This is a genomic window from Bartonella sp. AA78NXGY (genome assembly GCF_042197005.1).
In the GTDB taxonomy this organism is placed as follows: Bacteria; Pseudomonadota; Alphaproteobacteria; order Rhizobiales; family Rhizobiaceae; genus Bartonella.
In genome coordinates this window covers 1-7480 of the sequence record NZ_JBHIRI010000029.1, presented here as the reverse complement: position 1 = coordinate 7480, position 7480 = coordinate 1, and the positions used below count along the sequence as shown (strand labels likewise).

Here is a 7480-nt window from a genome sequence, read left to right as displayed (position 1 = left end):
AAATTAGAAATTAAAGAAACTGAATAACTTATAAAGCATGCTCACATAATGGGTATGATAAACTCATAAGGGGTATAAGGTCTTATAACCATAGTCTATACCTCTCTTGTTAAGTTGATTACATACAATCTTAAAAGGAGTGTTTATATGCGTTATTCTAAAAAGAAGAAACTTGCACTTTTAGATACTCTTATTTTGATTGCTTTAAGATTTTTAAGAAACCCTATCTTAAAGTGAATACGCTTCTTTTACATTGCCTTTAAGAGGTTATACCGTAATCTAAAATGATAGCTTTATCCTTTTCAAAAGCTTTGTTTAAAGAGGGTTATGTATATTCATTTTCTTATATTACTTATAGGTTTTGAATGTTTCTCAAACCCTCAAAATACCTTCAAAAATATACCATGGGTTGTATTTATAGGTTGCATCTTAATATAGACTGTATCTCTAAAATGCTAATATATTGAAATATAATAACTTTTATTTTTTTATTGAAAAAAATATATAAAGGGGAGTAAAAGGAACTCTCAAAATACTCAAAATCTTCAAAACTAACAACCATAAGGATCTTGATAGCATTTCTTATGAGTTACAAACTATCTTTTGAAAGGCTTTAAAGGATTATATGCTTTTCATAAAGCACGTTTTAATCACTCACTAAAATAATCTATTTTGTCAGTTCAATTTACTGACACATAACTGACAAATATATATTATGAATTGAATTTATGGGTTGTCTTTTAATAAAGGTTGCATCATTAAAATTATAACCTATTGAAATATATTGATTTTAATTTTCTCTCATTAAAAAAATAATATAGGCTCTAAAAAGAACTGACAACTCTGACACGGTCTATTAAAAGGGATTTTTCTAATCTTTATAATGATCAATCTCTTTTTAGATGTTTTCATAACAAGCAATAAATCGCAATTATTCTATTTATCAACTAGTTGTATAACATCATCTAAGGTATAAGTTTTCATGAATCTTCCCCTGCATACTCTTTAATTCTTTTGCAGAGAAATTCATAAAAATTACTTGCGTAATATTCAGAATCTTCAGATGTATACTTGAGATAGAGTGGGCATTCACCATCGCGAAACTGCTTATAATCAAAATAAAAGGTTTCACCAAAATCAGTTGTGCAGATAACAAGTTGTTTGGGGTCCGTAAAGCCATCTCTTCTATCGAGCAAATTTCGGTAAACAATATCACCAGCAGGAATACCTGCACAGATTTCATAAATACTGAATATTTCTTCACCTCCAATTTCTCCTCCTCCATAATTTTTTAAAAAATTCTTATAGGAAGAGGTAAATTGTAAACCAAGAGTGTTCTCAGCTGTTTTAATCCGTACATCATCAGGGGCATTATCTTGAGTACCAAAATTAATAACATGACTATGCATATCAACATATTGTGCAACATCTGATAAAGTATAACTTTTCATAAATTTTTCTCCATAAGTCACAGCGTGTTTTTACTCATAATGAGTGCTCCTAATGATCAATCTTTTTCTACTATAGCCAATGGAATTGAGATGAGATTGATAAAATCATAAGAGATATGTTCTTGACGGAGCTCTTTTCTCATCTGTCTCTGTACAATCATCTCGCATTTACAATATATGATGGAATTAAAGGAGGTGATCATTAAAGTTTAGAGAGCGCCTTTTAGGGATATTATTTCAATATTTGCAATAATTACTCTTTCTTTTTTCCTACTTAGGAATTTTTTTTGAAATCCAACAAATAACTTTTCTGATAAAATTTGTCTTTGGATTCATAGGAGCAACCAAACTCCTGCCTTGATAAAATGAGTAGAGAACCTCAACGAGAGGACTATCTTGTTCTTGTGTCACAGGATGTAACATAATAGGTCTAAAATCGACTCCAATAGGTGCTCTTCCTGATACCATTCTTTCCACATTTGTACCCGTTACTATCTGTCCTTCTTCTTTCCAAGAAGAAACTGTTTCGGGCTCAAACAGTTCATCTTCCTGATAAACTTTTTGACTTTTAAATTCCACCGGCTCAGCTGCCCCCATACTTTTTTTCTTTATCCATTTCATGATTCATAATCCCCTCGATTTTTTCAAAATAATCAATTTATTCTTTGTTCTAAATAGACTTAAATAAACTCTCCTTCCAAGAGCGAGGTTATTCCTCGCTAGAAAGCTCTGAGTGATCATCAAGCTTTTCTGCCACCTGTTTAATCAAAGCGTAACTCACTTGCTTCACCTTTGCTACTTCTTTGGCTAAAGCTAATGCACGTTCAAGGTGGGTTTTGTTGATGCTTTCGTCAAAGCCTAGGTGATCACCTGCCGTAAAGCTTTTCTGATAAGATTGTAAGGTTTCAGCATCACCCAACAAAGCAAGAGCGCCAAGATGAAGTAAAGCATAATGTGCATCGTTTGCTTCAGACGTGGTGCTTTTTTCCCAAGGAGCAGCGCCATAATCAGAGCGAAGTCTTTCAGAAAGGTCAATGTCTGTTACCGCCCATTTTAGCGCGTCATCAAGTGCTTGCTTTAAGCGATCCGCAGTAACTTCTGGTTCAAAGATTTCTAACCCCTTTGCTTCAAAATTAAGCTGTATATCTGGAATATCTTCCGTGTGGGTAGGATCAATGAATTTACAAGCGGTGGAAAGAATGCCAGTACTAATCATAAAAGCGCTATCAAATTGTGGGTAATCTTTGGCAATTTCGTCGTTATAAAGAATGTCTACTTCACGATCAGCCAATTGATAGCTTGCCATATGGTCATTCTCATTGATTATCTCGGTTGACCAGCCTAGGCTTTTTAAAAGTGCATGAGCACTTTCCATGGTGAGACGATCATCAGTGTCATCCGCTTCATCCACTTCCTCTGCCGCTTCAACAGAAGTTGTTTTAGAAGCAACAGATGCTATTTGCGGATCCAAGCTCAAAATCGGTGCATTTTTCGGAAAACCTGCTCGATAACCCCGCGCAAGAGTGAGGAGATTATCAATTCTATATTTTGAGATTTCTTCCACAAAACCTAAAGGATTTCCCTTTCTAAAATTCTCCTTATAAGATTTGAGCTTTTCAACATCCCCAATCAAAACAAGCGCAATAAGGTGACGCGCTACAAGATCAAGTTCACTGTTTGTTGGCAAAGCCGCATAATCATAGATGATTTGATTCACATTTTGCCGATCAGCCCATTCAAGAATATCCGCACTGATCTGTTTCAGCTTGCCTTCATCCAATTCAGTACTAGAAACTGTATAAACTTCTTCTGCTTCTTTGATGGCTATATATTGAGGCATATTATAGAAAATTTCTCTATGAGCAGTGGAAAAACCAAGTGTTGAAAGGGAAGCCTTAAATGCAACAATTGGCTCTTCTTCATCACTTTGAAGACTGTACATTATATTGATGATACGATCTTTACTGATAAAATAGGTATTACGATCATAGTTTTTATCACGATAAACTGTCCAACCCATTTCTTTTAATTGCTCAGCAACCTTATTGAAAGTAATCAAAGCTTTCGGACCAAGGTGTGCTTCTGCTGCTTCTCGCTCATTAAGGATTTTCAGATGTTTTTCAGAAAATTCAACGGCATGGTTAACATATTTTTTTACTTCATTATCATCCAAATGTTCAGAAATCGTACCTGCTTTTAGAAAACTTTGATAAGATTTCAGGATATCAATTCGACCTGTCAACGCTAAACAAGCCAAATGCCAGACTATATCTATATTGTAGCTATACTTTTGAACACGTGTTTTGCTTTCTATTGATGCTTGTAAATCTTGGGCGCGTGCCCATTGTATTATCCGCTCAGAGATTTTTATCAAATCTTCCTCATTCAACGTCTCTACACAAATATCAATCCCTTTATCAAAACCGCTAAAAATCCCTCCCCCAATCGTATTAAAAGACTGATAAATATCCGTAGGTCGTATCCAATTATATTCTCCCCTATAGTGAATATATTCGCAAGCTACAGAAATCTCTTCGTTAGAGATCTCAGCTTCAAGACGGACATTGTAATTGTTATGGAGATGTACAAAACCAAAATCAAACTGAATAAAGCGATCTGGCAAAGAGAGCCACATTTTTCCAGGTTCCGTAGAAAACCACCCTTGGGTTTTAAGAATACGGCTTGCTGCAGTAAGGCTTATCGAGCGCTGTTTGGGCTTTTTACGCGTTAGAATATCGTCTAACTCCCCATTTTTATAAGCTTGCGCAAAAAGAATGAGGCGCTCATACCGCGTCATCGCTTTGTAATCTGCAAATTCTGGTACATGTAATTGAGGTGCCGGCTTATCAGACCTTAAAGCATCAATATCGCCAAGCAATGCTTGTGCAACAGCAGAATGATTGGCGGCTTCTTCACGCAATTTTTGTTCAATATTCTGCGTTTGTGCCCAAAAGATTACTTTGTTTAAAACAGCTTCGATATGACTTTCTGAAAGATTCTGTACCACAATTCCGAAATTTTCTTCTGCATAAATCAACGTATCACCATATTCATAGCGCGACTGTTCGCCATTATCATATTCCTCAGCAAGACAATAAGCGGCGGTGGTAAGAGCAACTGATAGCTGCAACCTTCCACCATCCTCTCCATAATCTACAACATCATAGAGAATGCGTATTATACGATCGGAGAAATGATAATAAGCAAATGTATCTCCAACTTCATCGCGATGGGGCTCCCAGCCAAGTCTTTTTAAAATCTCTGTTGCATCTTTGGTTTGCATCGTCATTACCCTGCGTGCTCTTTAATTCTTTTACAGAGAAATTCATAAAAATTACTTGCGTAATACTGGGGATCGCTAGGTAGAAACTTAAGATAGAGCGGACACTCTCCATCCTGAAACTGAGTATAATCAAAGTAAAAGGTTTCACCAAAATCTGTTCTATTGACAACAAGCTGCTGTGGTTTTGCTAAACCATTTTTTATATCTGTTAAGTGATAATAAACAATATCACCAGCAGGATTATCTTCAAAACTTGCGTTATAAATGCTAAAAATTTCATAACCTCCAATTTCTCCTCCTCCATAATTTTTTAAAAAACTTTTGTAGGACGAGGTGAGTTGTAAACCAAGAGTTCTCTCAGCCTTTTCAATCAATATATCATCAGGCGCATCCTCTGCAGTGCCAAAATTGATAATCTCATCATCATATTTATTCACTTTATCAATTAATACTACAACATCATCTAAGGTATAGGTTTTCATAGATGATCCCCCTTAAAAATATTAACGATGCCTGCATTCTTGAAAATAAAAAATAGTGGTTTAACATTGCAATTCGGAAGTAAAACCACCATACAAAGAAATTTACTTCAAGTTATCTGTAATCCTTTTACAGAGAAATTCATAAAAATTACTTGCGTAATACTGGGGATCGCTAGGTGGAAACTTAAGATAGAGCGGACATTCACCATCCTGAAACTGAGAGTAATCAAAATAAAATGTCTCACCAAAATCAGTTCTACTCACAACAAGCTGCTGTGGTTTTGCTAAACCATTTTCTACATCCGTTATATGATAATAAACAATATCATCACTACGAGCAATTTCAAAATTTGTATTATAAACACTTAATATTTCCTCACCACAGATCTCCGCTCTTCCATAGTTTTTTAAAAAACTTTTGTAGGAGGTTGTGAATTGCAATTTAAGAATCCCCTCTGCTTTTTCAATTAGTACATCATCAACTCCATCATCAGCAGTACCAAAATTGATACGATCGCTATATTTATCAACTAGTACTACAACATCATCTAAGGTATAGGTTTTCATAAATCTTCCCCTGCGTGCTCTTTAATTCTTTTACAGAGAAATTCATAAAAATTACTTGCATAATAATGTGACGCTCCAGATGGAATCTTGACGTAGAGTGGGCATTCACCATCCTGAAACTGAGTATAATCAAAGTAAAATGTCTCACCAAAATCAGTTCTACTGACAACAAGCTGTTCTAATGTCGCAAAACCATGTTTCCTATGATATAAGTTTTTATGCACAATATCACCAGCAGGATGATCCTCAAAACTTGCGTTATAAATGCTAAAAATTTCCTCATAACCAATTTCTCCTCCTCCATATTTTTTTAAAAAAACTTTGTAAGAGGATGTGAATTGCAAGCCGAGAGTTTTCTCCGCCTTTTCAATCTGTAAATCATCTGTTTCATTCTCTTCATCATCTTCACTACCAAAATTGATAATCTCATCATCATATTTATTCACTTTATCAATTAATACTGCAACATCAGCTAAGGTATAGGTTTTCATAGATGATCCTCAAAACTTGCGTTATAAACGCTCTATATTTCCTCTATCAATTGCCCTTCCTCCATAGTTTTTTCCAAAAACTCTTGTAAAAAGGGATAGGTTGCGGAATGGGAGTGTGCTCAATCTTTTCAATCGGTTGATCACCTTCAGGTATCTCTTCTCCCACGCTTTCTTTAATTCTTTTACAAAGGAATTCATAAAAATTGCTAGCGTAATATTCGCAATCTTCAGATGGAAGCATGACATAGAGTGGGCATTCACCATCCCTAAACTGTGTATAATCAAAGTAAAAGGTTTCACCAAAATCTGTTCTGCTAACGGCAAGCTGTTCTGGTGTCACCAAACCATGTTTTCTATAATAATTTAAGTTTTGTAAAACAATGTCATCAAAAGGAATATCTTCTCCACACTCTTTATAAAGGCTATAGATTTCATAACCAGCAATGTCTCCTCCTTTATAATGTTTTAAAAAAGTTTTATAGGAAGATGTGAATTGTAAACCGAGAGCTTTCTCCGCCTTTTCAATCACGAGATCATCAACCGCATTTTCTGCAATCCCAAAACTAACAATATCACCATCATATTTATCAACTAATTCTATGACATCAGCTAAGGTATAGGTTTTCATCAATTATCCTCCATAAATTATTTTATAAGTTTCTTTTTTCTCTTTTCATCAACCGTAGAGAATTACTGCCGGTGCTCCTGTCCCCATCTGTCAAAATCTATCCCTATGATACTCCATTTCATATCAATTATTCCTCCTAAATTATTGTTTGTTTGTTCTCTATATCCTTTAGCGCGTTCCTTCCAATATTCCTCTCTCCACTTACCAAACTTGTCTCTCTCTATAAGCGATTGATGTGTTTTAGAAGGAGCATGAATCACGGAATTATATTTGTTATGATCTTTACTGCCAATTTCTGCTATGGGACCCTCATGTGTTTGCTTTAGGTGATGCAATTCAACAGGCTGACCATCAAATCCTATCGGTGCTCTTCCTGTTTCCATTCTATCAATATTAGTGCCCCACATTTCTTTTTTGTTTTCCATCCAGTTAACCCTTTTATTAGGATCAAACAAATCATCTCTCTGATAGGCTTTGTTTGTCTGTCCAAATTTGCTATCGGTAAATTTAGTGGGTTTCTTTTTTAACCAAAGCTTTTTTTCTTTAGCAGCGAGTTTAGTTAGTTCTTTCCTAGCAGC

General features: G+C 35.1%; 8 protein-coding genes. All 8 read right to left on the bottom strand.

Features of this window, described 5'->3' with window-relative positions; all coding sequences use genetic code 11:
- Positions 1-980 precede the first annotated feature (980 nt).
- On the bottom strand, positions 981-1451 hold the full coding sequence (locus ACFINL_RS09090; protein ID WP_375610943.1) for an SMI1/KNR4 family protein: 471 nt from the start codon (positions 1449-1451) through the stop codon (positions 981-983).
- Between the two features lie 270 nt (positions 1452-1721).
- Positions 1722-2072, bottom strand: coding sequence for an HNH/ENDO VII family nuclease (locus tag ACFINL_RS09085; protein WP_375618707.1), 351 nt, complete (start codon positions 2070-2072; stop codon positions 1722-1724).
- 88 nt (positions 2073-2160) lie between these two features.
- Positions 2161-4734: a DUF6990 domain-containing protein gene (locus tag ACFINL_RS09080; RefSeq protein ID WP_375651438.1), complete on the bottom strand. Its 2574-nt coding sequence runs from the start codon at positions 4732-4734 to the stop codon at positions 2161-2163.
- Positions 4735-4739: 5 nt separating this feature from the next.
- Positions 4740-5216, bottom strand: a complete 477-nt coding sequence (locus ACFINL_RS09075) for an SMI1/KNR4 family protein (RefSeq protein WP_375627527.1) — start codon at positions 5214-5216, stop codon at positions 4740-4742.
- A gap of 102 nt (positions 5217-5318) precedes the next feature.
- On the bottom strand, positions 5319-5783 hold the full coding sequence (locus ACFINL_RS09070; RefSeq protein WP_375651437.1) for an SMI1/KNR4 family protein: 465 nt from the start codon (positions 5781-5783) through the stop codon (positions 5319-5321).
- On the bottom strand, positions 5780-6274 hold the full coding sequence (locus ACFINL_RS09065) for an SMI1/KNR4 family protein (protein ID WP_375651436.1): 495 nt from the start codon (positions 6272-6274) through the stop codon (positions 5780-5782). The genes ACFINL_RS09070 and ACFINL_RS09065 overlap by 4 nt, the downstream gene beginning before the upstream one ends.
- 46 nt (positions 6275-6320) lie before the next feature.
- The gene (locus tag ACFINL_RS09060) at positions 6321-6902 is read right to left on the bottom strand and encodes an SMI1/KNR4 family protein (protein WP_375651435.1); all 582 of its coding nucleotides are present in this window, start codon (positions 6900-6902) and stop codon (positions 6321-6323) included.
- 62 nt (positions 6903-6964) lie between these two features.
- Positions 6965-7480, bottom strand: a 516-nt coding sequence (locus ACFINL_RS09055) for an HNH/ENDO VII family nuclease (RefSeq protein ID WP_375651434.1), incomplete at its 5' end; no start/stop codon positions are given.